Raw genomic sequence first — 26325 nt, 5'->3', positions numbered from 1 at the left:
CAGGAGGTGGTCGATCGTGAGCCAGGTGACCCGCCGCGGGTTCATGGGCGGGGCGGCGGCAGCGGGCGGGACGGCGGTGCTGGGCCTCGGCACGCCGTCGAACACAAAACCGTCAGTAGCCAAGGAATGGGGGCCGGTCCGGATAGGTCCGGGTGATCCGCGTTATGCCGATCTCGCCGTGCGCCGGACGAACCTGCGGTTCATCCCCAGGCCGGAGTACTTCCACGTCGTCGGCTCGGCCGAGCAGGTGGAGCGGGCCGTGGAGGAGGCGGTCAAGGCCGGCAAGCGGGTCACCGTGCGCAGCGGCGGCCACTGCTACGAGAACTTCGTCGGCGACGGCGCGCAGGTCGTGATCGACATGTGCGAGATGTCGGAGGTGTACTTCGACGACAGGCGAGGCGCGTTCGCGATCGAGGCGGGCGCGACGCTGATGCAGGTGTACCGGACGCTCTACCTGGGCTGGGGCGTGACGATCCCCGGAGGCCAGTGCGGCAGCGTGGCGGCCGGCGGCCACATCATGGGCGGCGGCTACGGCCAGCACTCGCGCCGGCTGGGCTCGGTGGTCGACTACCTGCACGCCGTCGAGGTCGTGGTGGTGGACCGCTCGGGACGGGCCCGGACGGTGGTCGCCACGAGGGACCCGTCCGACCCCAACCACGACCTGTGGTGGGCGCACACGGGCGGCGGAGGCGGCAACTTCGGCGTCGTGACGCGCTACTGGATGCGCGACCCGAAGGCCAAGGGCAAGGACCCCCGCACGCTGCTGCCCAAACCGCCACCGGCGCTGCTGGTCTGCGCCCCGGCCTGGTCGTGGGGCGACATGACCAGGGAGTCCTTCACGGCCCTGCTGCGCAACCACGGCGAGTGGCACGAGCGCAACAGCGCCCCCGGCACGCCGTACGCGGGCCTCTGGAGCGCGCTGATCGTGCAGAGCCGCACACCGGGGGCGGACCCCGGCGGCATGATCCTGCCGACCATGATGGACGCCTCCGTCCCGGACGCCGGCCGCCTGCTCACCGAGTACTTCGCGGCGCTGACGCGGGGAGTCACGGCGAAGGCGGTCATCCCCGAGGCGCAACGCCTGCCCTGGTACCACGCGATCAGCACGGAAGCGCTCAGCAGCGGCCAGGAGTCGGGCAGGTTCAAGGCCAAGTCCGCCCAGCTGCGCCGGCGGTTCACCGACCGGCAGATCGGGCTCGCCTACGACCGCCTCAGCGTGCCCGCCCCGGCCGGTTCGAACGGGGTGCTGCTGCTGGCGTCGTACGGCGGGCAGGTCAACACCGTGGCCCCCGGCGCGACCGCCGTGGCCGAGCGCGACTCGATACTCAAGGCCCTCTTCCTGGGCGGATGGACGGAAGGGGACGGCGCCGAGAGCATCGCCTGGGTACGCCGCCTCTACCGGGAGATGTACGCCGACACGGGCGGCGTACCGGTCCCGAACGGCGCCAACGGCGGCGCCTACATCAACTATCCCGACATCGATCTGGCCGACCCGGCGTGGAACACCTCCGGCGTGCCCTGGTCCACGCTCTACTACGGCGGCAACTACCCGCGGTTGCAGCGGGTGAAGGCCCGCTGGGACCCGCGCGGCGTGTTCCGGCACGCCCTGTCCGTCAGGGCGGACCGCTGATCAGGGCCCTGCGGGGTCCGGCCGTGCGTGGTTGAGGAAGGCCAGCACGGCCAGGACCCGGCGGTTGCTGTCGCCGCTGTCCTCCAGGCCGAGCTTGGCGAAGATGGCGGCGATGTGCTTGCTGACCGTGCCCTCGCTGATGTACAGCTGGCCCGCGATGGCGGCGTTCGAGCGGCCCTGCGCCATGAGCTGGAGCACCTCGCGCTCGCGCGGGCTCAGCGACGCGGCCGGGTGCAGGGGGGACGTGCCGCCGAGCAGCTTGGAGATCACCTCCGGGTCCATGGCGGTGCCGCCGGAGGCGACCCGGCGCAGCGCGTCGACGAAGTGGCTCGTGTCGAACACCCGGTCCTTGAGCAGGTAACCGAGCCCTCCGGCGCCGTCGGCCAGCAGCTCGCGGGCGTAGATCTGCTCGACGTACTGCGACAGGACCAGCACGGGGAAGCCGGGGCGGCGGGTGCGGGCCTCGATGGCGGCCCGCACCCCCTCGTCGGTGTAGCCGGGCGGCAGGCGCACGTCCACGATCGCGGCGTCCGGGCGGTGCCTGGCCAGGGCGTCGAGCAGCTCCGCGCCGGTGTCCACCGCGGCCACGATCTCGATGCCGTGGGCTCTCAGGAGGTGGGTGAGTCCTTCCCGGAGGAGGTAGACGTCCTCGGCGAGGACAACGCGCATGGAATCTCCAAGGTGACTACGGTCGGTCCGCCCGGCGGGCTGGACAGGGTCAGAACTCCGTCGAATCCGTCGAGGCGGCGCCGGATGCCGTGCAGGCCGCCTCCGTGGCCGGCCGCGGCGCCGCCCCGCCCGTCGTCGGCCACGGTGACCGTCAGCAGGCCGTCCGCGTGGCGCAGCTCCACCAGAACCCTGGACGCGGCGGCGTGCTTGGCGGCGTTGGTCAGCAGCTCGGACACGGCGAAGTAGACCGCGGCCTCGATCGGCGCGGCCACCCGGCCCGGCAGGCGCACCCGGACCTCGGCCTCCAGTGGGGCGTCCATCGCCAGGGTGCGCACGGCGTCGGCGAGCCCGCGGTCGGCGAGCACCGGCGGATGGATGCCGCGGACGAGCTCCCGCAGCTCGCCGAGTGCGGCCACCGACATGTCCTTGGCGCCGGCGATCATCGCCTTGGCCGCCTCCGGGTCCTGGTCGATGAGCCCTTCCGCGGCGCCCAGCGTCATCCCGACAGCCACCCAGCGGGCCTGCGCGCCGTCATGCAGGTCGCGTTCGATCCGGCGCAGCTCGGCGGCCTGGGCGTCGCGGATCTGGGCGCGGCTGCTGGTCAGCGTGTCGACCCGGCTCGCCAGCAGCGCCGCCCTGCCCGGGCCGAGCAGCGAGCGGCTCAGCAGGGCGTGCCGGCGCAGCGCCGCCGGTGCGAGCGCCATGCCGAGGGCGGCGGCGGCCAGTCCGGCCACCGGAGCGGGGACGCCCGACAACGCCGGCACGGCGGCGTGCAGCACGTCGCCGGGCGACCACGTCACGCCGGTGAGCAGGCCCAGCGCCGACGTCCACACCCACAGCCAGCACAACCAGCCCAGCCCGCCGACGATCAGCGCGGCCGGCACGGCGAAGAGCACGGCGGCGACGGGCACCTCCAGGAACAACCACGCCAGATCCCGCCACGAAGCCTGATCGCGGATCATCCACCCGAACCGCCGCGCCCGCACGGCGGCTCCCCGCGTCCGGTAGACCGTGCCGACCGGCCCCCACCCCAGCCGGTACGACCCGTCAGGATCGGGGTCGGGCAGCGGCGGCTCGGGCAGGTACGGCTCGGCGATCCGCACGCCCGTCCACTCGCCGATCCGGGCCCGCCGCCAGGACACGAACCGGCGCGAGCCCAGCACCGTCTCCGGCCACAGCCGCACCGGCATCAGCCCGATCGTCACCGTCTGAGCCACGGCGAACACCGTCGCCACCATGGCCAGCACGACGCTCGCGCACACCCGCGCCCCGGCGGCGGCCCGCGCCCCGACGGCCCGCGCGACGCGGCCGGGCGCTTGGTGGGGCGGTGGCGCGAGCAGCACCCGGGTCCAGCGGGCGTGCAGGCGCAGCAGCCAAGGCCCGAGCGCCACGCCGAGCAGCACCGCCGCCGCCCCGGCCGGGCGGTGGCACCACAAGGCCGCGAGCCCGCCGCCGGCCAGCGCCGGAGCGAGCCCCGCCAGCACGCCGCCGACCAGCGGGTTGAGCGCCATCCACGCCAGGTCGCGCGCGGTCGCCGGATCGCGGGCGACCCACCGCAGCCGCGCCAGGTAGGCGGGCACGAACGCCGAACGGAACAAGGTGTCGCCGTCGCGGTACCAGCCGTCGGCATCCCGCACGGGCGGCGGCGGGGCCGGGCGGTACGGCGCGGCGATCTCCACGCCGCCCCACCGGGCGGCCAGCCGCCGCGCCAGTGCTGGGAGGCGGCGGCCCTGCTCGACGAAGAACGCCGGGGACGGCAGCCCCGCGTGCGCGCCCACGAAGGTCACGACCAGGAGCGGCGGCCCCAGCAGCGCCAGCCCGGCCAGCGCCAGGCAGCGCAGGGGCGCGCTCGCGTACCCGGCGAATGTGCCGCCCCGCCTCACCCTGCCTCGCCCCACCCTGCCCCTCCACGAGCCGCGTCCGACCCCTTGATTCTGCGTCGCCGATTCTGCGTCGCTGAATCTGGCGGTCCGCACGATGAAAGCACGCCTGAGGGGGGTGGCGGCATGGGTGCCAGCACCCATATGCCCGGTTCAGCCGAGGCGGGTCTCGTAGCGGTGTGCGGTGCGGGTGATGGCGCTGACGTGGTCGGGCCACAGGTGGCGTTCCAGCCAGCCGCACGAGCTCCGCCGGGTGTGCGAAACGCACACCCGATGGTGACACCCGGCATCTGTGCTCGGCTCTCGGCCGCCCGTAGCTTCCAGACATGACCGTCAAACGCATCGCCACCATCGCCGGCGCGACGCTGCTGGCGACCACCACGCTGACAGCACCGGCGCAAGCCTCGTTCCCCTTCTCCTGCGAGACCGGCCGTGTCATACCTAGCGATGACGGCAGCCTCCACGTGAGCGGCGAGAACTGCAACTCCCCGGTTCACAGCGGGGGCGTCAACGCGGAGGTGACCATCCGGACCGGCCCGGCGGCCGGGAAGTACCTCTGCGGCCTGGTGCTCACGTACGAGTTGCACAACAACCTCGGCGGCTTCGACTGCCACCCGATCTGACCGGCGGCGGTCCTTCGGTCACCGGCGGACGTCCGCGCACCGGCCCCGGGGATCGATGCCGACCGGCTCGGCGGCCTCGCACCCGCCGAGCCGCGTGAACGCCTCGACCGCCTCCCGCCAGTGACGGGACGCGGCGGCCGGGTCCGCCTCCGCCTCGGCCGCCGCCAGGCCGGGATCCTCGCCGCACGGCGCGTCCAGAACGTGCTCGACGAAGCCGAACTGCGCCCACCGGCCCTCGTCCTGGAGCCCGCCGGCGACGGCTACCGCGTCCGCGTGCGCCCGGCCGGCTGGCCCTGCGCCACGGCGGCGCCACGGACGTCGCCCTGGTCATGGAGGACCTGCGCTTCCTCCGTTCGCCCGAGGCGTCGACTGATCGAGGGAGGCGAGGTGGCGCAGCCGTCGAACGCTCTTCGCCTAGTTCCCGGGAACTAGGCAGGTCAGTGCCCGCGCGTGATGTGCCGGCCACCGGCTCGCTCCTACGCTCGGGCTCGTGCTGAAACGCCTGATCCCCGCCGTGCTCGCGCTGGCGGCCGTGCTCGCCTGGGCGGCTCCCGCCTGGGCGCACGGCCGCAGCGGCTCGGCCGACGTGCGCTTCGCCCAGACCATCGCCGGCATGGAGCTGACGGTGGTGGTGCGGGCGAGCTTGCGGGTGCCCGCCCCGTTGCAGGTGGACGTGGTGGCGCACGACCCGGGCCGGGGCGGCCGGGTCGAGCTGACGTTGCGGCCCGCCGGAGCCGGCGGCTCCTCCGCCGCGGCGGCCGAGGTGCGGGAGGACGCGCCGGGCATGTACCCGGTGCTGCTGCGGGCGGAGCGGGTGGGGCCGCACGAGCTGGAGGTACGGGCCGGCGGCGAGCGTTCGGTGCTGCCGTTCGACCTGCTGGTGCCGGCGGCGCCGCCGTGGGAGGTGGTCGTGTACCTGGCCTTCGCCTGCGCGGCGCTGGCCCTGGTGGTCGCGCTGGTGGCGGCGGCGCAGGCACGTCGCGGGGCGGCAGGGGCGGGCGCGGTCGCGTTCGTGGTGGCGACGGCCGTGGCGTTCACCGCGGGCGGGCTGTCGCCGTGGTTCGTGCCGCCTGTGCCCGACGGGGCGCCGGCGGTCCCGGAGGGGGTGCGGCCGCTCGGCAAGCCGAACGCGCAGCCGCTCATCGAGGTGGAGCCGCGGCGGCCGGGCGCGTACGCGGAGTTCCGGCTCCGGGTGACCCTGTTCGACGGCTCGACCGGCCGTCCCGCTGACGATCTGGCCGAGCACCACGGCGCGCTGTCGCACGTCGTGGTGACGAGCCAGGACGGCACGTACTTCCGGCACGTGCATCCTCTGCGCGTCGCGCCGGGCGTGCACGAGGTGCGGCTGCGCGCGGGAGAGGCGGGCCGGCACCTGGTGTACGCCGAGTTCGAGCGCGCCGACGCGGGCGGGCAGCTCGTCTCCGGCGCGTTCACGGTGGGGAGCCCGCCTCCGGCAGCAGGATCGGCGCGAGTGGCGCGGCCGGAAGGAAAGCGGCCGGAGCCGGAGCGGCCGGAAGGCGCGCGGCCGGTCCTGAAGCCGGCGCGGCCGGTCGCGGGCAGGCCGGTGACCCTCACGCTGGACACGGGCCGCACCGCCGTGCAGCCGTGGCTCGGCATGGCCGGTCACCTGATCGTCCGCAGCCGGGACGGCGGCTACCTCGGCCACGTCCACGAGGCCGCCTCCATGACGGCGCCCGGGGAACGGCCGCCGGACGAGTCGGTCGCCCGGTACGGCCCCCGCCTGAGGTTCACCTTCACCTTCCCGCGGCCCGGCCGCCATCTGGCCTGGATCCAGTACGTGCGGAACTACGCGATCGTCACCGTTCCGTACGTCATCGACGTCGAGGAGGGGAGCGCCCGATGACCTGGAGCCGCCGCGCGTCCCTCGTGCTGCCCGTCCTGCTGATCGCCGCCGGCCTCCTGTGGATCGTCCGAGGCGGCGGCGCGCAGGGCCCGGTGGAGCTGACCGGCAGGGGCGCGCACTACACCGTGCGCCTGGAGCTGGAGCCGGGCACCGGCCCGCGGGAGGTGCGGATCGGCGTCGAGCCGCGGGCCGCCGAGGTGTCGGTGTTCGCGGTGATGCCGCACATGGGGCACACCACCCCGGAACTCGCCGCGCCGCGCGACGGCACGGGCCGTCACGTGGCGCGCGGCGAGCTGTTCACGATGGCCGGCGCCTGGGAGCTGGGGATCCGCGTGCGCGGCACCCCCGGCACCGAGGTGATCACGGTCAGGACCCTGGTCGGAAAGGGAGAGTAGATGGACACACCAGTGACGGCGCAGCGGCGTGACGTGCCCCGGAGGGAGGTGAGGGGCGCCTGGTTCCTGATGCTCGGCTACGCGGTGCTGCTGACCGGCATGGTCTGGGACGGCCAGTGGCACGGCGACGTCGGCCCCGACAACTTCTGGACGGCGCCCCACCTGCTGCTCTACGTGGGCACCGGCATCATCGGGCTGAGCTGCCTGACCGTGGTGCTGCTTTCGACGTGGGCGCGGGGGCCGGCGACGGGCACGCCGTCGGTGACGGTGCTGCGCACCTTCCGGGCGCCGTGGCCGTTCCTCGTGGGCGGGCTGGGCGCGTCGGGCAACCTCCTGTACGCCGGCTCCGACCTGTGGTGGCACGAGGTGTACGGCTTCGACATCGCGGCCGGGACGACGCCGTCGCACTTCGGGCTGGGGCTGTCCATCCAGGTGGAGATCTTCGCCATGGTGATGGCGTTCGCGGTGCTGCGCCGCACCCGGTCGGAGAGGTGGGGGCTGGCCCTGGCGGTCGCCCTGGCCACGATCGGCTCGACCTCCGCCTTCGGCATGCTCTCCGAGCTGCTGCTGGCCTGGCTGCCGGGGGTGGCGCCGCGGGTGCTCGGGCTCGGCGCGGCGGGCGCGCTGACGCTGAGCCTGATCGCCGGGCTGACGCGCGGCTGGCGCTGGCCCGCCGCCGCCGGGCTGGCGTTCGTGGGCGTGCAGGGCGGGCTCGCGTTGTTCGCGCCGGCCGCGACCCGCTGGTACGCCGGCGCGATCGGCCAGCCGATGCGCGACTACGCGACCGGCCTGCCGCAGGTGCTGATCGGGTTTCCGGCCACGTTCCCGCTGATCGCGCTGGTGGCCGGTGGGGCGGTGGCGTTCGCGGCACGGCGCGGCGCGCGCCCGCTGCCGGTCATGGCGGGGATCGGGGCGCTGGTGGGCGTCAACACCGCGGTGTTCTACGGCGCGATCGGCATGGAGATGAATGTGGCGGCCACGCTGGTGGCGGCGGTCGTGATCGGGGCGGGCACGGGGTGGCTGGGCTGGCAGTGCGCCGTGATGCTGCGCCGCTTCGGTGTCCGGACGCCGTCGGCCGGGGCTGTGGCGGTGACGGCGTGAGGCGCCTCCTGGGGGTGACGGCCGCCGCCGTGACAACCCTCCTGCTCACCGCGCCCCCGGCCGCCGCCGCGCCGCCGCTCCCTGCCGCGAGCCCGGCCGCCGCGAGGACGACCCTCGCGGCGAGCCCGGCTCCGGCTCCGGCTTCGGCTGCTGCCGGGGCGCCGCCACTGCCGGGCGAGATCGTGCACACCGAGACGGTACGGATGAGCGATCGGTCCACGATCACCGTATCGTTCACGGAGTGGCCGATCCGCGCCCTGCAGTCGCTGGACTTCACGTTCGAGCCGGCCGGCGGTGTCGAGGGGCGTACGGGGCTGGTCACCACCGTCTCACCGTCGGGCGACCGCGCGGGACTGAAGGGCATCGTCCTGCAGCGCCGCGGCGACAGCATCGTGCTGCCGCGGCACCCGCGCGCCCGCCAGGTGTGGGGGCTGGACGTCGTGTCGCTGCCGGAGGAGGGCACGTGGCGGTTCGAGTTCGTGGTGGAGGGGCCGGGCGGGACCTCGACGGGCGTCCTGCCGATCCAGGCGATCGCGCCGCCGGGCCCGCCCCTGGCGCTGAGCTGGACGATCGCGCTGGTGCCGTGGGCTCCGGTCGCCCTGCTGCTGGCGTACGGCTGGAGGCGGGCCCGCACGATCCGGCGGGCCGCCGGACCGGCCTGGAGTGGTTGAGCGACGGGTTGCTGGCCGCCCTGCCGCCGGTGGCCGGCTGGCTGATCGGGCTGGCCGGCGAGGCGGGCGGCGAGGAGCTGGCCGTCCGGCTCGCCCTGGCGGGCGCGCAGTCGCTGGCGCTGATGTGGTCGCGGCGGTTCCCGCTCACCGTGCTGTCCGTGGTGGTCGGCCTGGAGCTGGCGCTGGCCCTGCTGAAGATGCCGATCCTGGTGGCGCCCCTGGTCGCCGCGTCCCGGCTGGGGCGTGGGGCCGGGGCGACCGCCGGGTGATCGGCGTGGTCGCGGTGCTGGCGCTGCTGCTCACCGGCCTGCCGATCACCCTGCTGGCGATCGGCGACCCGGTGCGGGTCGTGGCGGTGTACGCGGCCGCCGCGGCGCTGTTCGTCGGCTTCTGCGCGGTGGGGCGGGTGGACGCCCGGCAGCGTGACCGCATCGCCGAGCTCCAGGCCCGCTCGCGGCTGCTGGAGGTGGAGCGGGCCGAGGCGGAGCGACGCGCGGCCGAGCGGGAGCGGGCGCTGCTGGCCAGGGAGCTGCACGACATCCTCAACCACTCGGTGACCACCATGGTGGTCGACGCGGAGGCGGGGGCCGACACGGGCGACGACATGGAGCGCACGCTGCGGCGCGTGGCCCGTACCGGCAGGGAGTCGCTCGCCGAGCTGCGGCGGCTGCTCGGCGTGCTGCGGGAGCCGCCCGGCCACGACCCGCTGGCCCCGCCACCGCGGCTGGACCAGCTCGACGCCCTGCTCGCGGCCGTGCCGCCGGGCGGGCCGCGGGTGTCGCTCGAACGCCGCGGCGAGGTGCGGCCGGCCGACGGGAGCATCGAGCTGGCGGCCTACCGCGTGGTGCAGGAGGCGCTGACGAACGCGGCCAGGCACGCCGGGCCGGTGGAGGTGAAGGTGGTGCTCGACTACGCCCCCTCGCGGCTGTCGATCCAGGTCACCAACCCGGTGTCGGACGTGCCCGGGACGATCGGGAACGGCGCGGGCGTGGGGCTGGTCGGCATGCGGGAGCGGGTGGAGCTGCTGGGCGGCACCGTACACGCGGGCCGCGCCGGCGACGTCTTCGAGGTGCGCGCCACGCTGCCGCTGCGGAGCAGGTCGTGACCGGCATCCGCGTCCTGGTCTGCGACGACGAGCAGCTCCTGCGGGAGGCGCTGGTCCGGCTGGTCGGCGCGGCCGGCGACCTGACCGTGGTGGGCGCGGTGGGCGACGGCGCCTCGGCCGTCGAGGCCGCCGCCGCCCACGAGCCCGACGTGGTGCTGATGGACATCCGGCTGCCCGGCATGGACGGCATCGAGGCCACCCGCCGCATCGTGGCGCGGGGCGGGCCGTCCAGGGTGCTGATCCTGACGACGTACGACCTGGACAGCTACGTCTACGCGGGCCTTCAGGCGGGCGCCAGCGGATTCCTGCTGAAGGACGCGCCGGGCGAGCGGATCCGCGACGGCATCAGGATCGTCGCCTCCGGCCAGTCGGTGCTGGCACCCGAGGCGACGACGCGGATGATCGAGGCGTTGCGGCCCGTGCTGCCCACGGAGGAGGACCGCGCGCTGCTGGAGGCCGCCGGGCGGCTGACCGGCCGCGAGCGCGAGGTGTGCGACCTGCTCGCGCGGGGCCTGTCCAACGACGAGATCGCGGCCCGGCTGGTGATCAGCAGGTACACGGTGAAGGTGCACGTGTCGAACGTCCTGGCCAAGCTCGGCCTGCCCGGTCGGGTGCACGTCCTGCTCGCCTGGTCCCGGCTCCGCGGCGGCTTCGGGAGCCGATGACCCCGTCGACGTGCCCGCGGCGGCGGAGGGCGGAAGGGCGGTGCCGGCGCGCACGCGATCGCCAGTGCCGTCGCGCCCGACACGCGAGGGGGCAGCGCGCGCAGACGACGCTGTACGCCGCGAGTCTCCTCCAGCACAGCATCGACGAGCTCGAACGGCACAAGCGCAATCAGGTCATTTTCGAGGGCTGACCGTTGCCTCAACAGGTGGGCCGCACAGTCCCACAATATGGGCGCACACGAATCCGGTCAGGTCGCGGGGACCGGTCCCGGACAGACGCCGTTACCATGCCGATATGCTGCGTTTCGACCTTGATCGGCGGCTCAGGAGCGGGTTGGACTCACCGGAAGACCGGGCGGGAATACAGAGATGCTGGAGAAGCGACAGGGGCGACAGACGCCCGAGTTGACCGCCGAAGCGTTTCCCGCAGATGGAGGTGAAGGCCATGCTGTTTTTCATAGCAGGAGCCCCCTTGTATTTTGCGATAGGAGGATTCGGTGTTGTCATCTTGCTCATCGGATGCACTGCCGAGTCCTGGATCGACAACCCATGGACCTTAGCGGCAGTCGCAGCCGGAATGATAGTTGTCGGCGCCCTGGTCTTTGTTTTGGCGCGGATCACACATCTATCGAGCAAGCGGACCTTCAGCGGCATTCATGGATTCACAGCCGTCGTCATCGACATGCTTGTAACATTCGTCAGTATTGCTTTTATTGGGGCGACAGGTGGTGGCATTATGTCCGCGCTTGCGCTGTTCGCCATGGGCCAGGTTTATTATGGATTTGGTTTTTTGGCCATCACGGCAGCAGGCTTTCTTGTCGCCAGGGCCCTTGAGGACGCCCTCCCCTAAGAACCGCGCATGTGCAGCGCACAGCCAAGACACGTGGCATCGGCAGACCACCGAACAAGGTGCGTTACCGCTCAGCACCGCGGATCCACTGCCAGTCGACAGGCTCGACTGCGCCACAACTGCACTTCGCGCTTCTCGCAGGACGCCGACCAGGTACCGGGCCGCCGAATGGCGCGCCCGCCGCCGATGGCGGCCCGAGTGCTGGCCTGCCTGTTCACCAGCGACACCGGCGACCTGACCGTCGCCGACCCCACCCAGCGGCTGCGCGTGAGCCCCGCCTCCATCTCCAAAGGCGTCGGCTACCTCGAACTCATCAGCCTCATCCGGCGCGAGCACTGACCAGAACGCCCGGCACGCTGCCCGCCCTGTTCGAACGTTTCCCGGGCCTGCGCCTGGCGGTGCCGGACGAGGAGGCGCCCCTGCGTACGGACATGCTCATCTACGGCGTGCACCGACTGCCGGTCGCCTTCTGGGCCGCCGCCGCGAAGGATCGGCATCGCGCCGCAGGAGAGACGCCGCCGCGACCGATGCGAGACACAACGTCGGAAATATCGTCCTCCAGCGTGTCAGTTGATCAGCGGAGTCGTGAGCATGAGCAAGGGTGGTCGTCGCCTCCGGCGATGCCTCGGCGTGGTCGTCCTCGCCACGGCGGCCGGCTGTGTGCCTGCGAGCCCGGCCCGCGGCGGCGTCACCGGGCTGACGGTCAACGCCGAAGGACGCCTGACGGTGGTGGCGGCCTGGTGCGGGCTGCCGCCGGACGGCGTGATCGTCTATCGCCGGGTCAACGGTGACCTCGTGGATCAGGCGGATGTGCGGGCGCCGAAGTTGTCCGGATCGTCCGCTTCGGTGGATCTGGAGCGGGTGACCGCGGGGTGGTCCCTCGCCTCGGGTGACCTGGACTTCCAGCCGGGGCAGCGGTACATGGCCGGCGCGTACAACCGGACGACGCACGTGCGGATGGCCGACGTCGGCTTCACCCACAACACCAAGCGGAAGATCACCCCCGGGCGTGTCCTCGTTCAGGACCACGGCAATGAGAAGGAGCCGGACGGGGTCGATGTGCTGATCTCGGAGGCCGAGTTCGCCGCCAGGGCGCGGCGCGAGTGCTGAGCCTCACAGAGTGGTGTGGCGGAAGGCCGTGAGGCCGGCCGGGCGCGCGTCCGGGTCGGGGGTGCTCTCCGGCAGGCCGGCGCCCAGGACGTACAGGGGGACGGAGGTCACCCCGTCCAGGTTCAGGCGGGCGGCCAGGGCGGTGTCGTGGAAGGCGCCCGTCTGGAAGGGGCCCAGGCCCAGGGCCGTGGCGGTCAGCACGAAGGTCTGGCCGAGGTGGCCGGCGTCGAGCAGGCAGACCCGGTAGGCGCGCGGGTTGCGGTACTTGACCAGCATGCGCTCCACCCGCGCCACCAGCACCACGACGAAGCAGGCGTCGGCCGCCCAGCCCTGGCCGCCGCACAGGGTGGCGAGTTCCTCCGCGGTGCAGCCGCCGGCCAGCAGTTCCAGGCAGTGCTCGCGGACGTTGTAGTGGTACCAGCCCGGGGCGGTGGCGTCCACGGAACGGATCCCCACGTACGCGTCCAGCTCCTGCCGGGCTCCGCCCTGCGGGCTGGTCCGGCGGAACAGCGCACCGAAGCCGCCTCCGTCGATGTAGTCCACGGGCCCGAACACGGTGGACAGGAGCGCGGCCAGCGCCGGCAGCGGCACCGGGCGGCCGGCGAAGCGGCGGTGGGTGCGGCGGCGATACAGCACCTCGCCGAGCGGGGCGTCCAGCGGGGCGGGGACGCGGGGCAGCAGGACGCGGTGGGCCTGGGGGTAGGCGGTGAACAGCGGGGGGCGTCCGTCGGCGGTGAGGTCGTGGCGGTCGTCCTCGCCGGCGGTCTCGTACACGTCGTGCTGGGTCGCGTAGTGGAAGAAGGCGGCCTCCGGGACCCAGTGCTCCCAGTGGCGGGCCAGGTGCTCGTCGCGTTCGGCCTCGGGGGTGCCTTCGGCCAGCAGCAGGCCGTGCGCCAGGAGGGTGGCGGCGGCCTCTGTGACGGTCTGGGGGTCGTAGGCGGGCAGGGTCTTGGCCGCCTCCTCGGGGGTGGACCAGGTGCCGAAGGCGTCGAGGAGTTCGGCGGCGGGCGCCGGCAGGGCGACGGGCCGGCCGTCGGGGTAGGGGTGGGCGGTGAAAGCGTTCTGGTGCCAGTAGCAGGTCAGGCAGAAGGCCCGTCGCAGCCGCATGTCCGGATTTTTCCTTCTATCAATGGTGATGGTGGGGTGCCCGCGTGGGCACGGGCACCCCCGGCGGCCGGCTTTACCAGCTCCAGTTCCAGATGCGGCGGGGCCGCTCGACCGGCTTGGCCGTGATCGTGATCTTGCGCATGGTCGTCACCTCCTTCCCGTGCCTCGGACGTCTCCCCGGGGCCGCGCGCCGTGGCGGCCCGGGTGCTCGGAGCGGGCGACGACGAGCCGCTTGCGGTCATCGCACTCGTCGCCGCCCGGACGGAGCCCGCCGGCGTCCAGCCCGTAGGCGGCCACCTGCGCCAGACCGGCGGCGGCCAGCAGCCGCTCCACCGTGGCGGGGGCGAAATAGGCCCAGGAGTACAGCACGTGGGTACGCGTCCAGCGCGCGCCGTCCCCGCCCTCGGAGCCTTCGCGCCGGAAGTGATCCACCCGCAGTTCGGCGCCTTCCCGTTCATGGGCGGCGAAGCCGCGATGCAGCACGAGCGACCCTTCGTCCTCGACGACGTGCCGCACCCCGGCCAGCCGCCGGTAGAACCCGGCCGTGTTGACGTCGAACAGGAACAGCCCGCCAGGCGCCAGCACCCGCGCCACCTGGGCGAACGCCGCTGCGAGCTCGTCCTCGTCGCGCAGGTGGTTGAGCGGCTCCCCCATCGTGACCGCCACCTCGAACGGCCCCAGCCCCTCGGGCAGGCACCGCAGATCCCCCTGGACGAACCGCACCCGCCCGGCCCCCCGCTTGCCGCGCGCCACGTCCAGCATGCGCGGCGACAGGTCGATCCCGGTCACCTCGAACCCGTGCCCGGCCAGCCGCAGAGCGCCCTTCCCGGTGCCGCACCCCAGATCGGCCAGCCGGCCTCCGGGGGTGACGCCGTGCTCGCGCAACAGCTCCAGGTACAGCGCCACCCACCGGTCGTAGTCGTCGGCCTGGGTGACCTGGTCGTAGAAGGCCGCCGACCGGTCGTACGCGTCGCGTACGCCGTCGCTGTCCCGCACCTGCTGCATCGCCGTCCCCCGCCTCGGTCCTGCCGGCTTGACGGGGACGACGGTGTCAGCGGGAACTGTCCATTTCCCAGATCACTTCCTGCCCGGACAACGCCCGCCCCAGGGGCATCCTCAGCCCTCGGGGTAGAACAGGAACAGCGTGCAGCCGGTCGCCGACGACGGCACGTGCCACGTTCCGGCCGGGGCGTGCAGGAACGTGCCGGCGGGGTAGTCGCGGGCGCCGTCGCTGAAGGTGCCCGCGACCACGTACACCTCCTCGGGACCCGGTTCGTGGACGTCGCGGCGCGGCCATGACGTGCCCGGGTCCATCTCCAGCACGTGGGCGTGCGCCCCGGTCGGCCCCTTCCACAGCGGACGCAGCCGGATCCCGGGGAAGACCTCCCGGACCGGGGCTTCGTCGACGGACACGGACGTGTAGCCCTCCTGGGCCAGAATCTCGGGATACATGCCCCCAAAGTGCCGCGTTCGCCCGAGGGCGGGCCAGCGTCAGCAATGACACCATGGGGTACTTTTCTGCCATGCATCGGGTGGTGGCGCTGGTCCGTCCGGTGCAGTCGACGTTCGAGCTCGGCTGCGCCGCCGAGGTCTTCGGCACCGTCCGCGACGGCCTGCCGCAACGCTACGAGTTCGAGGTGTGCGCGGAGAGGCCGGGCCCGGTGCCGACGACGGCCGGATACGCGATGTCCGTCCCCCGCGGCCTCTCCGCGCTCGCGACCGCCGACACCGTGATCATCCCCGGCTGGGCGCCGGTGGAGGCGCCGCTGCCGCCCCGCGTGCGCCGCGCACTCCTGCGAGCGCACGCCCGCGGGGCCCGCCTGGTCACGATCTGCTCGGGCGTCTTCGCCCTGGCCCGCACCGGCCTCCTGGACGGCCGCTCCGCCACCACCCACTGGGCCCGCGCCGCCCGGCTGCGCCGCGAGTTCCCGCAGGTCCGCGTCGAACCGGACAAGCTCTACGTGGACCACGGCGACGTCGCCACCAGCGCAGGGGCGGGCGCCGGCATCGACCTGTGCCTCCACCTGGTCCGCCGCGACCACGGCGCCGCCTACGCCGCCCTCCTCGCCCGCCACATGGTCATGCCACCGCACCGCGACGGCGGCCAGACCCAGTACATCCCGTCGGCGCCGCCGGACGATTCCCTCGACGGCCTCCTCGCCTGGGCCGCCGCGCGCCTGGCCACGCCGCTGTCGGTGGGCGACCTGGCCGCGTACCTCAACGTCTCCCCCCGCACCCTGGCCCGCCGCTTCGCCGACCACCTGGGCACGAGCCCGGGCGCCTGGCTCCTGTCCCGCCGCATCGCCGAAGCCCGCACCCTGCTGGAGGAGACGGACCTTCCCGTGGAGGCGATCGCCACCCGCGTCGGCCTCACCTCGGCAGTCAACCTCCGCCGCCACTTCCACACCCGGGTAGGCACCACCCCAGGCGCCTACCGCCGCGCCTTCCGCATCTCCTGACCCGGCCGGCAGGAGGGTTGCCCAGCCGGTACGCGGCCGGCACCGCATTGAACACCGCGCCACTGGTCACCAGCCCGACCTCCACGGCGACCACGACCACCATCCCCGCGACGCCAGGCGGCACGAACGCCCGCCCACACGGCCAGGGCTTGAACACCAGCTGCAGGAGCACGGCGAGCAGCGGCCCGGTCGCCATGACCGGCCCATTCACCAGGAGGTGACCGGGGCGCCGCTCGATGCAGCCAACGCAGGCCGCGCTCGACCGGCCGGCCGGCGGCTTTCCTGATCCGGATCTTGCGCCGGCTCCGCCAGACCGGCTCTCCGTGAGCCTGTCGCCGCCGATCGATGAGCGGATCCGGCTCAGTCCTCGCCCACGACCGTCAAATCGTCGCCCAGGGCGGCCGCGATCTCGGCGGCCCTGGAATGATCGTCCAGCCGCCGGGTCAGGTAGGCGCAGCCATGGTGGTGCCTGCGCGACCACCAGGCCGCCGAGCCGCCGATGCCGCCCTTGGCGATCTTGCCGTGGTCGCGGACGAAGCCCAGCGTCCAGGTGATCCTGGTGCCGAAGACCTCGTCGAAGTCCGTGACCTGCGGGGCGAGCAGTTCGGCGTGCAGTTCGGGGCCGAGCAGGGTGCGCACGGGGCCGTCCTCGGCGGTCAGTTCGGCGAAGAAGCGGGCCATGGCCGTGGCGGTCGTGTGCAGGTTGACGGCGCCGAAGACCGTCTGCCGCCACGCGCGGGAGTTCGCCCGCTCGACGTCCAGGGTTCCGTCCGGGATCTGGAGCCAGGGCGCGGCGTGCAGCCGGTGGGGCCAGTCGGGGTCGGCGTACTCCAGGTCGGCGACCCGTCCCAGCTGGTCGTCCGGCACCCCGAACCACGCGTCCAGATCGAGCGCGGGCCGCACGACCTCGTTGAACGTCTCCCCCAGCGTGGTGCCGGCGCCCGCGCGCAGGATGCCGTCCACCAGATGCCCGTAGGTCAGCGCGTGCTCGCCGAGCGACGTTCCCGGCACGTACTCGGGCGCCGCCTGGGCCAGGCTCTCGCGCAGCCCGGCGTCGTCCAGCAGGTCGAGGCCGGCCGCCTCCGCCGGGAAGCGCGGCTGGCCGGCCCGGTGGGTGAGAACGTGGCGCAGCGTCGTCCGGTCCTTGCCCCTGACCCCGTACTCGGGCCAGTACCTGGCCACCGGCTCGTCGAGGGCCAGTGAGCCGTCGCGCACCGCCACCAGGGCCGCGAGGGTCACGAAGGACTTCGACAGCGAGTACGGCTGGACAAGGGTGTCGGCACTCCAGGGGCGGCGCCGCGAGCTGTCGGCCCATCCCCCGCTCAGCCGGACGACCTCACGCGCGTCGCGCCAGACCGACACGCCGGCCCCTGTCTCCCGGCCGTCGTGGACGAGCTTCTGGAAGACCTCGCGCACCTTGTCGTATCCGTCCGCGACGAACCCCTCGACCTGAGGCTCGCCGGGCCTTGCGAATGCGTCACTCATCCTGCACGCCTCCCACACGTCGACTTCTCCCGAAGATACCCCCTCCAGGTATGCAACGCCAGCAGCTCGGCGACGTCGGCATCGGTGAGCGAGACCTTCTCGCCGAGGGCCTGCGGCAGCTTGTGGCGCGGGACAGGTTCAGGTAGCCCTCCAGCAGCGCCGGGGAGTGCGCCATGGCGGCGACCATCTCCCCCACACTGCCCCTCCTGTCCAGGATGTCCTGTTGCACAGCACCCTGCACGCGTGTCGTCACCGTAGCCCTGATCTGCGTCAGAGTCGGGCGACTGAAGTGGGGTCCACCAGAACGCTGCCGGCGGACCCCGGTGCCCGAACTCTCAGGAGTCCGCGACGGCGCAACCGGCGGCTTCCACCGCCACGCGGACCTGTTCCTCGCCGACAGGGCCATCAGTCAGGACGCTGACCCGCCCCTCAGCCGGATCGACCTCCACACCGACGACTCCCGGCACCTGGATGAGCTCCGACTTGATGGCGGCCAGACAGTGGCCGCAGGTCTCCGGGGACAGGCCGGCGATGCGATAAGCGACGAGGCTGTAGGCAACAGTGATCATCGGATCCCTCCTTCTGCTTCACGGCGAGTACTGCGCCGCGTCAGAACAGATCGTGCTGCACGGAAGCACCGGCGTGGAGGCATCAGACGCTTCCGAAACACGACATGGCGAAAACCGGAACCTTTGCCACAAAGGGCCGAATGTGCCACTGTTCAGCGTTGAGCCGGCGCTAGGGAGGGAGTTCGGTGGTGGACGGGGGGCCGCTTGCTGCGGATGACAGCGTGGCGCGTTCCTTGTACGCCCGCATGCGGGACCGAGGAGAGTCGTTGCCCGAGGCCGCCGAGGAGCTGCGCCTGGCGGCGGCGGACATCGACCGGGCTCGCTCCCAGCTCGTCCGGCTCCAGCTGCTGAATCCTGAGACGCAGACCGCTGCCGACGTCGCCACCGCGCTCAACCGGAGCCTGCAGAGCAGCCACCGGCTGCTCGACAGCGTGATCGAGCAGCACGTCAAGACGGCTTCGCTGGCGAAGCACTATCTCGGCCTGTCCGGACCGGCGGACAGCCACGCGCATGTGGAGTTCTTCCCCTGGCCCGACCGCCGCGAGCACCTGTCCGAGCGCATTGACGAGCTGGCCGAACAGGCTGAACACGAAGTGCTCGGCATGCATCCGATCGCGCCGTGGACCCGCGAGTCGCTGGAGGCCGGCCTGGCCCGCAGCGAGACCACCGCCCGCAACGGCGTACGGTTGCGTGCTCTGCACGCGCAGATCGCCATGTCGAACCCGCTGATCCGGGAGTTCATGGGTGAATGGCGCAGGTGCGGCATCGAGGTGCGGGTCACGCCTGTGATCCCTACGCGCATGCTCATCTACGACCGCCACACCGCCGTCGTCCAGGCCGATCCGGAGTCGCTGCAGGCGGGCACCGTGCTGATTCGCGGTGGAGGCGTGGTGAAGTCGCTGGCGGCGATCTACGACTACTGCTGGACGACGGCCTCCGAGCCCGAGGACGTCCCACGGTCGACCGATGGCGTGTCGCTCACCGAGCAGCAGCTCGCCGTGCTGCGCATGCTCGCAGCGGGGGCGAAGGACTCCGCCATCGCGCGCAGCATGGGCGTCTCGACGCGGACCATCACCCGGCTGGTCGGCGAGCTGACGGCGGTGCTGGGCGCGAGCAGCCGGTTCCAGGCAGGCGTGCGGGCGGCACGACTCGGCTGGCTCGACCCCGGCTGACCGGCGAGCCTGCCGCGCGATTCAGTCATCGCCGTCGAGGACGAACCCGTCACCGGCCGGCGCCGACCGTGACGGCGAAGCCGCCACCGCCAAGGTGGATCCGCGTCAGCGCCGTGAGCAGCAGCTCGCGTGTCCGGGGACGGCGCAGCAGCTTCTCGATCGCGGGCCGCCGGGCGGCGGCCAGCAGCATGGTGAACAGGCGGGAGTCGAGGCACAGGCCCGTGCGGGCGGACGGCACGGCGATCGTGCGGGGCAGCGTGTACTGGTCGGAGAAGGGAAGCGGTGCACGGTACGGGTGCTCCCCCGAGCCGAGCAGCACGCCGATGCGCAGGTCACTGCCCGGTGACCGCTCGGCGACCAGGCGGGCCAGCAGGTTGGTGACGCCGGGGACGAGTCCGACGCTCAGGGCGGCGGTCGTGCCGTGTGCGGTGGCGAGGTCGTCCGGCTCCCGCCGGACATCGCGTGCCCGGGCGGTGCCGAGGACGGCGTCAAGGGCCGGCGTGGGGTGTGTCAGGCCGGTCGAGGAGGGCCAGGCCGGTCGGCGTGGGGTGGTGCTGGACGGTGCCGTGATGGCGGAGCGTGGTGATCAGGCCCGCCTCACGCAGTACGGCGGTGTGCTGGCTGACCGCCGCCGAGGAGACGTCGAGACGCCTGGCCAGGACGCCGGTGCCGGTCACGCCGTCGGCGATGGCGGTGAGGATCGCCGCGCGGGTGCGGCCCAGAAGGCCGGCCAGCGCGCTCGACGACGTCCCGGTCGTCCAGACGCTCGCGGCCTGCTCGGCGCCGAGGGCGGCCGGGTAGAACAGGAAGCCGCCGGTGAGGCTCCTCGGGTCGTACATCACTGTGGGAACCCGCAGGAAGAACGACGACACCAGCAGCAGCCCTCGCCCGTCGAGCGTCAGCTCGGCAGGGGTCTCGTCGCCGTTGCGGATGTAGAGCGTCGGCGGCGCCCAGCGGATGTCCGGATGCAGGGTGGACAGCAGACCATCGACGCCCTGGTCGAGCATGATCGTGCCACGCCGGGTGCGTTCGGCGGCGAGGTGTGCCTGGATGCGGTTCCAGTGGGGCTCGACAGCGGCCTGATGGTAGCTCTCCACCCTGGACAGCAGCTCCCGGCGGGCGGCCGGGCTGTCGACGAGCGCGGCCAGCGCCGCCGGCACCCGGCCGTGATGGTCGGCGTAGTAGTCGAGCTCCGCCCGCACCGCGTGCCGGCTCCTGGCCAGGAAGTTCTCGGCGCTCTCGGCGAAGTCGCGTCCGGGCCCGGCCAGGTTGGCCAGGTCGAAACTGGGTCCTCCTGGGGGCAGGACGGCCCCCAGGACCGCGTATCTGGAATCCAGCCCGGCGCGGGCCCGGCGCCGCCACGCGCCGAACGTCGCCTCCCCCGACCGCCCCCGCAGCGCGGTCAGGCTGAACAGCGTCTCGGCCATCGGGCCCAACGTCGCCGCCACCCGGACGCGTGCCAGGTCGTCGCTCGTGAAATGGATCCGGTGCATCCGCCCCCCACGTGTACGCCGCCCCGCCGCAGACCGGTCGCGCATGTCCCTGAACGGCGCGATTAAGCCACGACTTACAAGTCTCACAACGCCTGAATTCTTCCTGCGACAGTGAGTGGGCCGGCTTTCCGCGGAAGACGGCCCGATTCGGCCTCAGGCCCGTCACCCTCGGGGGGATTCACGTGTCAGGACGACAGTTGAGGCATGCCCTGGTTGGGCTGGCCGTGCTTTGCGGATGTGCGGCGGCGCCCGTGGAAACCGGCATTCTCCATCAAGCCGAGCAGGTTCTCATCGGCGCCTGCATGAGCGGGCGGAATCTGCGGTACTGGCCGGAGCCCGAAAGCAGGACGCCGGACATGGATCGGTTTCCCTATGTCGTCGACGACGAGGAATGGGCGCGGGAGAACGGGTACGGCAGAGCGGCGAGAAAGGAGCTGGAAAGGGCCGCCGCCCCTTCGCGGGACTACTTCCACGGCCTGCCGGAGGAACGACGGCGCGCCTGGCTGACCGCTTATCACGGCGACCGTGCCGCGGTCATCGAGGCGGAACTGCCCGTCGGCGGCACGGTCGGCCACAGTGCCAACGGCTGTGTGGCCCAGGCGTGGCAGGAGCTCTACGGGGACAAGGCGCGCTGGTTCCGCGCCAGCAGGGTCACCCGGACGCTCATCCAGATGCGCGTCGGCCGGACCCAGGCCGCCCCCGCCTACGTGGCCGCCCGTCAACGCTGGTCCGCCTGCATGAAAGCGGCCGGGATCACGGCGGACACACCTCTGGCCCTGCGCAGGCAGCGCCTGGCCGACCAGGAGGCCGGCGCGGAGGCCCGTGACCGGCTGGTCGCGACGGCGGAAGCCCGCTGCGCGGGCTCCTCCGGATTGTCACGAACCGCTCGCGATCTCGACGCGGCCAACGCCTCCGCCCTGGAGGCGCAATACCCCGCCGAATACCGCAACGCCCGCGACCTGCGCGAGGCGGCGCTGCCCAGGGCACGCGCGCTCATCAGGAAAACACTCACCAACCAGAACTCACCAGATAAAGAGGAACCCTCATCGTGAAGATTCTCAGGAACGCCTTTCTCGGCACCATGGCCGTCGCCGCGACGATGACCGTCTCGACGGCGGCCCACGCCGAACCGGCTCCCGTGCCCACCTCCCAGGTGATCGAGCCCGCCGTCAAGGCGGCCAAGCCGGAGCGGCCCGTAGGCAAGCCGAAGATCCAATCAGAGCTGCCGGTGCGCGCGCTCAACGCCGACGGCAACTTCTACGTGTGGTCCGACGACATGAACAAGGCGCTGCTCTACTCGGGTGACGCCTCCTTCGACGGCTGGCCGGACGGCTGGAACAACACGGTGGACGTGGTGTGGAACAACGGCTACCCCGGCCCGTACGACGACGTGAACATCTATGACTACGCGATCTGGTCGGGCAGCGCCTACGCGTGCATCGGCAACGGCGATTACTGGGACCTGCGCCGCAGGGACGTGAACTACGTGTTCTCCTGGGTGAACGACGGCGCCGACGCGTGGCAGCGCAGCCCGCTGGGCAGGCGCGTGCACGACAACGGCAGCGGCCACGTCTGGGTCGACTGGTGCGGCAACAACAACAGATGACCGCTGGCGCCGATCAGGGGCCCGGAGGACCTGGCGGTCCTCCGGGCCCCTGTCATCGGGGATCAGCACTCGCCTCGCCACCGGCCCCGCACGATTGCCGGCCACGGCGGACGCGACGGCACGGCCCGGCTGTGGCGGATCGCCGACCGGCACCGTCCCGAGCCGCTGGCCGTGCTCACCGGGCACCGCCACAACGTCAACGACGTCGCCTTCAGCCCCGACGGCCACCGCGAGCTTGGGACCACACCGCCCGCCTGTGGGACCTGCCGCATGCTGCTCGGCGCGCCGGCCACGACCGCGGCCACCCGCCGGTCCAGCGCGCCGACCTGGAGCGCGAGCTCCGCGCCCCGGGACAAGCCGATGCTCGCCACCCGCTCCCCGGCGACCTCGGCCTGGGCGGTGGCCGCCGTCGGAGCCGCCGACCACGATCACTCCAGGTGCCGCCTCGGCGATCGAGTAGAGCATGCCCGACAGCCCGCCGCCGTACGGGAGGATCCGCTCTGCGACATCCGGTCCACCCTGACGCGGGCATCTGCCCGAAAACGCGCCCACGACTGCCGGACCCGCTGCTCGCCGTCACGCACGAGCCGCGCCCCTCCCCGGCGGCCCGGGCCCTCCGGCCCAAGTCCAGCGCGACATCCCGCCGTCGCCGGATGACGAGGACGCCCCGTTCGGGGTGAACCGGCTGACGCGCGACCGCGGCCCGGGTCGATGAAGGCGACGCCGGCGGACGCCAGGGTGAAGTACCGACTCAGATCCTCACGGCTGATGTCCGGGAAGGACCGCAGCCGCTTCAACTGGTCCTCGGAGAACATCCGGGTCGCATCGACCACCTCCACACCGCAACCCGGTCGGGAGCGTGGGATGTCTCGTCACGGGCACGACCGACCGGCTGCGTCTGGAGAGCGCGGCGAGGGAGTTGGCCGCCGCGGCACACCAGGCCGGAGCCTCGGACGAGGAAGCCCTCTCCGCTGTTCAGAAGGCACTGCGCGGCGTCACCTGATCGACGGCGCCAGACAGCCGCCCCCGGCCGCACCTGCTCACGGAACCCCGACGCGGCCCGCCGCCCACACTGCCGAGCCCGGGCTCCGCTATCAACAGCGGCTGAGGAGCGAGCGCGTCGCGGTGACGAGGGGCATTTCTCCAGCCAGGCGATACGGGTCAAGACAGCGAGCTCACAACCGCCCGAGGCCGCTTTGTGCCGACCGGGCCACACGTCCGAATGGAACGTGACAAACACCTTGACAGCGCTATCCCAGCAGCTGACCCGTTCGCTGCCACCCTTTCTGAGCTGGCCATTCACGGAGCGCCTTTAGGGGTGACACCGCCGTTCACACGCCATCGGCTTCCGGCGCCGCGACACCCACTCAGACGTCACTCAGGATTCATCCACAAATATCAACGAAGCCACTGCAAATTTGACAGAACGTGGTATAGCATCCAATCGTTACAAGCGAGCCCTGTGAGACGGGAGTTCCAACGTTGTCTGGTGAGGTCCTTGACACCGCTGCTCGTCCGCGCCGTCAAGACGGAACGCGCGTTCGTCGCGTCGGCGGCCGAGTAGTACTCATCCTTGAATCCGGCGGGCTGGAGCTCAATCAGACCGCGGAATCGGTCTGGATGCTGTGTACGGGCACCGCCTCCGTGGCCGACATCGTCAAGCAGATAACCGAGGAATACGACGCCGACGAGGAAGACATCCGTGCGGACGTGGTAGAGCTCCTCGAAGAGCTGGAAAGCCTCGGTGCCCTAGAGATCGTCGCGCCCGCGTAGCCGAGACCGGTCGCGACCTCGATGGATTCCATCAGCAATGGCTTCCTCGCAGTACTGCTCGGCCCTGACGGCGCCGGGAAGACCACGCTCACCACGCGGATGAAATCACTGGCCCCGGAATGGCGATTCACCTCGTTGCAGCCGGAGGACCTGTATCCCATCGAGCGGCTGGAATGCTACAACTGGGCATTACAGACGCACCCGCGCGAATATGTTCAGCATATGGCGCCCATGGTGCGGACGTCCTACTTCCTGCATATCATCGCGCTTGAGTGGGAATACCATATCCGCCCCGCCCTGGCCGAGAACCGTATCGTCCTGAGCGATTCTTACTGGTACCGGCCGGCGGCCAAGGAATTTATTCACAACCCGTCCAGCTCCTCCATCCTGGATGGGCTCGCGGACCTGCTGCCGGAGCCGGATCTGATCGTCTGGCTCGATGTCCCGCTGGAGGAGGCGTGGCGGCGCAACGGCCCGCCCACCGTGTTCGAGGTGGCCGGCGACGACACGACGTACCCCGCGTTCGCGGACTTCCAGCAGCGGGTTCTGGAGGACCTGCACGACCAAGTCAAAGGCATTCCACAGATGGTCTTGGACGGGACGATGGCCGCCGACGAGCTCGCCAGATCCGCGGTCGACGGCATCCGTACGATCGCGGAGAGCCGCGGCACTCGTGCGGCGGACGACCGGAAGTGAGGCGGTAGTGCCTCCACGCCTCGCCCGGGTCTACCCGCCGCCACGCACGACCTCGGCGCCTCCTCCGATCTTCACGATGCGCACCGTCGCGCTGCCGGCGGCCGTGACACTCGGGGCGATCGTCTTCTGGGTGGCGCAGATGCCCGCGGCGGCCACCGTGCTGGCCGCCGTGGCGACCGTCTGGGCCATGCAGCTGATCGCGCCCGCCGTCCGGCGGCGAAGTCTGTCGATGGACGGCTGGGCGTCGGAGCTTCTCTTCGCCTCGCCGTTCGTCCTGTTCTTCCTGCCCTACGTGGCCTGGACCGTGGCCGCCCGCCCGCCGTTGACCTGGGACTGGGCCGGCGCCGCCCTCGCCGTCACCACCGCGGTGGCTGTGTACGCCAGCAACTGGCGGCAGCTGCGCGTCGGCTTCGATCGGGAGTTCCTCGAGATCATGCCGCCGCTGCACTTGACCACGGCGGCGCTGCGCAGCTACCAGTTGCAGGCCGCGGCGATCGGGCAGGAGCTGTTCTACCGGGGGGTGGTCTTCGAGTTCCTCAGGCCCACCATCGGGTGGGCGGTGATCGTCGTGTCGACGGTGCTGTTCGTCGTGGAGCACCTGGGCAACCGCTGGGCAGGCGCGGTGCTCGACCGCGCCTATGTCGTCCGGATCACCGTGCTGTCCACGGCGCTGGCCACGATCATGTTCGTGACGGGGTCGTTGTGGGCGGCCCTGCTCGGGCACGTGGTCTACAACCTCTTTCCGGTGGCGCAGGTCGCCTGGCGCTACCACGTCAACCCCTACCGCCGCGGTGAGCCGTGATGCGGTGCTCACGGCGGTGCTCACGGTGGTGGTCACGGCGCGGCTCAGGCGGCGAAGTCGACCCCGAGGATCTCGGTCGCCGCCTGCTTCGGCTGCGGGCCTACCAGGTCGGCTGTCAGGAGGAACAGGTAGGAGACCGCCGACCAGTCCCCGTCGGTGCCGGCTCCCGCCGCTTCGAGGGCGTTCGCCCAGGTCAGGAGCGTGAACGTGGCCAGCTCGGCCGCGTCGACCACCCACTCCCTGCCGGTGAAGCGATCGCGCCAGGTCACCTCGGCACCGTTGCCGAGCTGGGGATAGACGAACTTGCGGTCGCAACATCCGTACAGGTGGACGGCCGACTCCGCGGCGTCGCCGATGAGCGCGCTCAGCTTCGGCCGGTCCGCCAGCTCGACCAGCGGCGCGACGAGACCGTCGGTGCCGTACACGGCGTGGCACAGGCCGGCGATGGCGACGTCGTCCGGGCAGCCCCAGCTGCGCAGCAGTTGCTCGGTCCCGACGAGGTGGTCCAGCAAGGAGCGATGATGCAGTTTGATTCGCGCGGTTCCCCGCTCTTCCAGGAACTGCACGACGGCGTTTCGGTCGATGTTCGTCATCACTGCT

General features: G+C 72.2%; 30 protein-coding genes. 20 read left to right on the top strand and 10 right to left on the bottom strand.

Annotation, left to right across the window (positions count from 1 at the left end):
* Positions 1-16 precede the first annotated feature (16 nt).
* Entirely contained in the window at positions 17-1630 is a 1614-nt protein-coding gene (locus KIS93_RS06815; protein WP_155127152.1) for an FAD-binding oxidoreductase, read from the top strand.
* On the opposite strand, the gene KIS93_RS06810 is transcribed toward KIS93_RS06815, so the two are convergent.
* Both KIS93_RS06810 and KIS93_RS63115 read right to left on the bottom strand, forming a co-directional pair.
* Entirely contained in the window at positions 1631-2299 is a 669-nt protein-coding gene (locus KIS93_RS06810) for a response regulator transcription factor (protein ID WP_080038647.1), read from the bottom strand.
* Positions 2239-4182 carry a sensor histidine kinase gene (locus tag KIS93_RS63115; protein ID WP_230466161.1) on the bottom strand — a complete coding sequence of 648 codons (1944 nt, stop codon included), beginning with the start codon at positions 4180-4182 and terminating at the stop codon, positions 2239-2241. The genes KIS93_RS06810 and KIS93_RS63115 overlap by 61 nt, the downstream gene beginning before the upstream one ends.
* A 323-nt stretch (positions 4183-4505) precedes the next feature.
* On the opposite strand from KIS93_RS63115, the gene KIS93_RS06800 reads away from it, so the two are divergent.
* The 11 genes from KIS93_RS06800 to KIS93_RS06745 all read left to right on the top strand — a co-directional run bounded on the left by KIS93_RS06800 (position 4506) and on the right by KIS93_RS06745 (position 12563).
* On the top strand, positions 4506-4802 hold the full coding sequence (locus tag KIS93_RS06800; RefSeq protein WP_080038645.1) for a hypothetical protein: 297 nt from the start codon (positions 4506-4508) through the stop codon (positions 4800-4802).
* A gap of 490 nt (positions 4803-5292) precedes the next feature.
* On the top strand, positions 5293-6666 hold the full coding sequence (locus KIS93_RS06795; RefSeq protein WP_080038644.1) for a hypothetical protein: 1374 nt from the start codon (positions 5293-5295) through the stop codon (positions 6664-6666).
* A complete protein-coding gene (locus KIS93_RS06790) occupies positions 6663-7061 on the top strand; it encodes a hypothetical protein (protein ID WP_080038643.1) in 399 nt (132 codons plus the stop codon). The genes KIS93_RS06795 and KIS93_RS06790 overlap by 4 nt, the downstream gene beginning before the upstream one ends.
* The gene (locus tag KIS93_RS06785; RefSeq protein ID WP_155127149.1) at positions 7062-8162 is read left to right on the top strand and encodes a hypothetical protein; all 1101 of its coding nucleotides are present in this window, start codon (positions 7062-7064) and stop codon (positions 8160-8162) included. It begins immediately after the preceding gene.
* Complete coding sequence (locus KIS93_RS06780) at positions 8159-8833, top strand: hypothetical protein (protein ID WP_155127146.1); 675 nt, start codon at positions 8159-8161, stop codon at positions 8831-8833. The genes KIS93_RS06785 and KIS93_RS06780 overlap by 4 nt, the downstream gene beginning before the upstream one ends.
* Positions 8830-9102: a hypothetical protein gene (locus KIS93_RS06775; RefSeq protein WP_186403943.1), complete on the top strand. Its 273-nt coding sequence runs from the start codon at positions 8830-8832 to the stop codon at positions 9100-9102. Before KIS93_RS06780 ends, KIS93_RS06775 begins: the two co-directional genes overlap by 4 nt.
* The gene (locus KIS93_RS06770; RefSeq protein ID WP_186403942.1) at positions 9099-9938 is read left to right on the top strand and encodes a sensor histidine kinase; all 840 of its coding nucleotides are present in this window, start codon (positions 9099-9101) and stop codon (positions 9936-9938) included. The genes KIS93_RS06775 and KIS93_RS06770 overlap by 4 nt, the downstream gene beginning before the upstream one ends.
* Positions 9935-10603: a response regulator gene (locus KIS93_RS06765; protein ID WP_155127140.1), complete on the top strand. Its 669-nt coding sequence runs from the start codon at positions 9935-9937 to the stop codon at positions 10601-10603. Before KIS93_RS06770 ends, KIS93_RS06765 begins: the two co-directional genes overlap by 4 nt.
* Before the next feature lie 436 nt (positions 10604-11039).
* A complete protein-coding gene (locus KIS93_RS06755) occupies positions 11040-11453 on the top strand; it encodes a hypothetical protein (protein ID WP_155127137.1) in 414 nt (137 codons plus the stop codon).
* A gap of 168 nt (positions 11454-11621) precedes the next feature.
* The gene (locus tag KIS93_RS06750) at positions 11622-11792 is read left to right on the top strand and encodes a MarR family transcriptional regulator (RefSeq protein ID WP_155127134.1); all 171 of its coding nucleotides are present in this window, start codon (positions 11622-11624) and stop codon (positions 11790-11792) included.
* 252 nt (positions 11793-12044) lie between these two features.
* On the top strand, positions 12045-12563 hold the full coding sequence (locus tag KIS93_RS06745; protein ID WP_155127131.1) for a hypothetical protein: 519 nt from the start codon (positions 12045-12047) through the stop codon (positions 12561-12563).
* Positions 12564-12566: 3 nt separating this feature from the next.
* On the opposite strand, the gene KIS93_RS06740 is transcribed toward KIS93_RS06745, so the two are convergent.
* The 3 genes from KIS93_RS06740 to KIS93_RS06730 form a co-directional block, all read right to left on the bottom strand.
* Positions 12567-13670, bottom strand: a complete 1104-nt coding sequence (locus KIS93_RS06740) for a SagB family peptide dehydrogenase (RefSeq protein ID WP_186403941.1) — start codon at positions 13668-13670, stop codon at positions 12567-12569.
* A 147-nt stretch (positions 13671-13817) separates the two neighbouring features.
* Positions 13818-14675, bottom strand: coding sequence for a class I SAM-dependent DNA methyltransferase (locus tag KIS93_RS06735; RefSeq protein ID WP_080038637.1), 858 nt, complete (start codon positions 14673-14675; stop codon positions 13818-13820).
* A gap of 111 nt (positions 14676-14786) precedes the next feature.
* Entirely contained in the window at positions 14787-15122 is a 336-nt protein-coding gene (locus KIS93_RS06730; protein WP_080038636.1) for a cupin domain-containing protein, read from the bottom strand.
* A 71-nt stretch (positions 15123-15193) separates the two neighbouring features.
* Here KIS93_RS06730 and KIS93_RS06725 point away from each other — a divergent pair, with 71 nt between their 5' ends.
* Entirely contained in the window at positions 15194-16129 is a 936-nt protein-coding gene (locus KIS93_RS06725; protein ID WP_080038635.1) for a GlxA family transcriptional regulator, read from the top strand.
* A 360-nt stretch (positions 16130-16489) separates the two neighbouring features.
* Here KIS93_RS06725 and KIS93_RS06720 read toward each other — a convergent pair whose 3' ends face one another.
* The gene (locus KIS93_RS06720; protein WP_080038634.1) at positions 16490-17614 is read right to left on the bottom strand and encodes a serine hydrolase domain-containing protein; all 1125 of its coding nucleotides are present in this window, start codon (positions 17612-17614) and stop codon (positions 16490-16492) included.
* A gap of 335 nt (positions 17615-17949) precedes the next feature.
* Positions 17950-18183 carry a heavy-metal-associated domain-containing protein gene (locus tag KIS93_RS06715; protein WP_080038633.1) on the bottom strand — a complete coding sequence of 78 codons (234 nt, stop codon included), beginning with the start codon at positions 18181-18183 and terminating at the stop codon, positions 17950-17952.
* Between the two features lie 221 nt (positions 18184-18404).
* Between KIS93_RS06715 and KIS93_RS06710 the strand changes: the two genes are divergently transcribed.
* The gene (locus tag KIS93_RS06710) at positions 18405-19355 is read left to right on the top strand and encodes a helix-turn-helix transcriptional regulator (RefSeq protein ID WP_155127128.1); all 951 of its coding nucleotides are present in this window, start codon (positions 18405-18407) and stop codon (positions 19353-19355) included.
* Between the two features lie 49 nt (positions 19356-19404).
* Here KIS93_RS06710 and KIS93_RS06705 read toward each other — a convergent pair whose 3' ends face one another.
* Both KIS93_RS06705 and KIS93_RS06700 read right to left on the bottom strand, forming a co-directional pair.
* A complete protein-coding gene (locus KIS93_RS06705) occupies positions 19405-19674 on the bottom strand; it encodes a hypothetical protein (protein WP_080038631.1) in 270 nt (89 codons plus the stop codon).
* Positions 19675-19843: 169 nt separating this feature from the next.
* On the bottom strand, positions 19844-20848 hold the full coding sequence (locus KIS93_RS06700; protein ID WP_186403940.1) for an ArsR/SmtB family transcription factor: 1005 nt from the start codon (positions 20846-20848) through the stop codon (positions 19844-19846).
* A 251-nt stretch (positions 20849-21099) separates the two neighbouring features.
* Between KIS93_RS06700 and KIS93_RS06695 the strand changes: the two genes are divergently transcribed.
* The 6 genes from KIS93_RS06695 to KIS93_RS06675 all read left to right on the top strand — a co-directional run bounded on the left by KIS93_RS06695 (position 21100) and on the right by KIS93_RS06675 (position 25725).
* Positions 21100-21900, top strand: a complete 801-nt coding sequence (locus KIS93_RS06695) for a hypothetical protein (RefSeq protein WP_080038629.1) — start codon at positions 21100-21102, stop codon at positions 21898-21900.
* The gene (locus KIS93_RS06690) at positions 21897-22454 is read left to right on the top strand and encodes a hypothetical protein (RefSeq protein ID WP_080038628.1); all 558 of its coding nucleotides are present in this window, start codon (positions 21897-21899) and stop codon (positions 22452-22454) included. The genes KIS93_RS06695 and KIS93_RS06690 overlap by 4 nt, the downstream gene beginning before the upstream one ends.
* Before the next feature lie 3 nt (positions 22455-22457).
* A complete protein-coding gene (locus KIS93_RS68855) occupies positions 22458-23111 on the top strand; it encodes a hypothetical protein (RefSeq protein WP_418115086.1) in 654 nt (217 codons plus the stop codon).
* Positions 23112-23936: 825 nt separating this feature from the next.
* A complete protein-coding gene (locus tag KIS93_RS06685) occupies positions 23937-24227 on the top strand; it encodes a PqqD family protein (protein WP_186403939.1) in 291 nt (96 codons plus the stop codon).
* A 21-nt stretch (positions 24228-24248) separates the two neighbouring features.
* A complete protein-coding gene (locus KIS93_RS06680; RefSeq protein ID WP_155127125.1) occupies positions 24249-24923 on the top strand; it encodes a dTMP kinase in 675 nt (224 codons plus the stop codon).
* Positions 24924-24999: 76 nt separating this feature from the next.
* On the top strand, positions 25000-25725 hold the full coding sequence (locus tag KIS93_RS06675) for a CPBP family intramembrane glutamic endopeptidase (RefSeq protein WP_155127122.1): 726 nt from the start codon (positions 25000-25002) through the stop codon (positions 25723-25725).
* A 44-nt stretch (positions 25726-25769) separates the two neighbouring features.
* On the opposite strand, the gene KIS93_RS06670 is transcribed toward KIS93_RS06675, so the two are convergent.
* Positions 25770-26318 (bottom strand): DUF6817 domain-containing protein, encoded by a 549-nt coding sequence (locus KIS93_RS06670; protein WP_080038623.1) that lies wholly within the window; start codon positions 26316-26318, stop codon positions 25770-25772.
* Positions 26319-26325: the final 7 nt, after the last annotated feature.

The sequence above is a fragment of the [Actinomadura] parvosata subsp. kistnae genome (assembly GCF_900323885.1).
GTDB lineage: Bacteria > Actinomycetota > Actinomycetes > Streptosporangiales > Streptosporangiaceae > Nonomuraea > Nonomuraea composti.
Note: the sequence above shows the minus strand (reverse complement) of the source record. Positions and strands in the feature narration are given on the sequence as shown.

Bases quoted from the DNA above. Each gene is read 5' to 3' on its own strand.
- KIS93_RS06810 (WP_080038647.1), bottom strand. From the start codon at position 2,299: ATGCGCGTTGTCCTCGCCGAGGACGTCTACCTCCTCCGGGAAGGACTC.
- KIS93_RS06800 (WP_080038645.1), top strand. From the start codon at position 4,506: ATGACCGTCAAACGCATCGCCACCATCGCCGGCGCGACGCTGCTGGCG.
- KIS93_RS06790 (WP_080038643.1), top strand. From the start codon at position 6,663: ATGACCTGGAGCCGCCGCGCGTCCCTCGTGCTGCCCGTCCTGCTGATC.
- KIS93_RS06785 (WP_155127149.1), top strand. From the start codon at position 7,062: ATGGACACACCAGTGACGGCGCAGCGGCGTGACGTGCCCCGGAGGGAG.
- KIS93_RS06750 (WP_155127134.1), top strand. From the start codon at position 11,622: ATGGCGCGCCCGCCGCCGATGGCGGCCCGAGTGCTGGCCTGCCTGTTC.
- KIS93_RS06745 (WP_155127131.1), top strand. From the start codon at position 12,045: ATGAGCAAGGGTGGTCGTCGCCTCCGGCGATGCCTCGGCGTGGTCGTC.
- KIS93_RS06740 (WP_186403941.1), bottom strand. From the start codon at position 13,670: ATGCGGCTGCGACGGGCCTTCTGCCTGACCTGCTACTGGCACCAGAAC.
- KIS93_RS06735 (WP_080038637.1), bottom strand. From the start codon at position 14,675: ATGCAGCAGGTGCGGGACAGCGACGGCGTACGCGACGCGTACGACCGG.
- KIS93_RS06730 (WP_080038636.1), bottom strand. From the start codon at position 15,122: ATGTATCCCGAGATTCTGGCCCAGGAGGGCTACACGTCCGTGTCCGTC.
- KIS93_RS06725 (WP_080038635.1), top strand. From the start codon at position 15,194: ATGCATCGGGTGGTGGCGCTGGTCCGTCCGGTGCAGTCGACGTTCGAG.
- KIS93_RS06720 (WP_080038634.1), bottom strand. From the start codon at position 17,614: ATGAGTGACGCATTCGCAAGGCCCGGCGAGCCTCAGGTCGAGGGGTTC.
- KIS93_RS06715 (WP_080038633.1), bottom strand. From the start codon at position 18,183: ATGATCACTGTTGCCTACAGCCTCGTCGCTTATCGCATCGCCGGCCTG.
- KIS93_RS06700 (WP_186403940.1), bottom strand. From the start codon at position 20,848: ATGCACCGGATCCATTTCACGAGCGACGACCTGGCACGCGTCCGGGTG.
- KIS93_RS06680 (WP_155127125.1), top strand. From the start codon at position 24,249: ATGGATTCCATCAGCAATGGCTTCCTCGCAGTACTGCTCGGCCCTGAC.
- KIS93_RS06675 (WP_155127122.1), top strand. From the start codon at position 25,000: ATGCGCACCGTCGCGCTGCCGGCGGCCGTGACACTCGGGGCGATCGTC.
- KIS93_RS06670 (WP_080038623.1), bottom strand. From the start codon at position 26,318: ATGACGAACATCGACCGAAACGCCGTCGTGCAGTTCCTGGAAGAGCGG.